The organism is Mesorhizobium sp. M5C.F.Ca.ET.164.01.1.1 (genome assembly GCF_004792125.1).
Classification (GTDB): domain Bacteria; phylum Pseudomonadota; class Alphaproteobacteria; order Rhizobiales; family Rhizobiaceae; genus Mesorhizobium; species Mesorhizobium wenxiniae.
The window spans coordinates 1-705 of sequence record NZ_SRTG01000056.1 but is presented as its reverse complement, the minus strand read 5'-3'; the positions used below and the strand labels follow the sequence as shown (position 1 = coordinate 705).

The following is a 705-nucleotide window of genomic DNA, read 5'->3' as shown; positions in this document are numbered from 1 at the left end:
GGTCTGCACCGGCATCCTCCCGAACTCGGTTTTTTCGCGATATTAGAGGCTGTTACCGGGATTGCCACCCCGGCAACCGCGCCTCACGCCGCGATCTTTTCACGCGCCGCACTTATCTCAACGCAGGCCTTGGCCGCTTCCTTGCCCTTGACCGGGGTGCCGACCGACGCGTCGTAGTAGGTGACGTCTTCGGCGAAATAGCCGGCGGCCTTGGCGGAATCATGAGCGTTCCACGCGGCGAGGTATGCTTCGATAACCGACTTCGCGCTGTCGTCGGCAAAGGCCGGCGCGACGGCAAGGAGCGTGGCGGCAATGGCTGCTGATGTCAGAAACTGGCGGCGATGCATCTTCTTCCTCCCTGGTTTTGAATGGTAGGTTCCCTGCGAATGGCGCTAGCCGTGGGCCACCATGACATGGCGGACGGCGGTGTAGTCCTCCAGCGCGTAGAGCGACATGTCCTTGCCGTAGCCGGACTGCTTCAATCCGCCATGCGGCATCTCGTTGGTCAGCATGAAGTGGGTGTTGATCCAGGTGCAGCCATATTGCAGGCGGGCGGCCGTCGTCATGGCGCGCGAGACGTCCTTGGTCCAAACCGACGAAGCAAGGCCGTAGTCGCTGTCGTTGGCCCAGTTCACCGCTTCATCGACCTCCGAGAAACGAGTGATCGAGACGACCGGGCCGAACACCTCACGGCGCACGATCTCG

The 705-nt window shown here is 62.1% G+C and carries 2 protein-coding genes; both read right to left on the bottom strand.

Annotated features, from left to right (window positions below):
* Positions 1 to 83 precede the first annotated feature (83 nt).
* Entirely contained in the window at positions 84 to 347 is a 264-nt protein-coding gene (locus EN807_RS37160; protein WP_189522660.1) for a nuclear transport factor 2 family protein, read from the bottom strand.
* 45 nt (positions 348 to 392) lie between these two features.
* Positions 393 to 705 (bottom strand): aldehyde dehydrogenase family protein (locus tag EN807_RS32365; protein WP_135937914.1); only part of this gene is annotated, 313 nt, incomplete at its 5' end.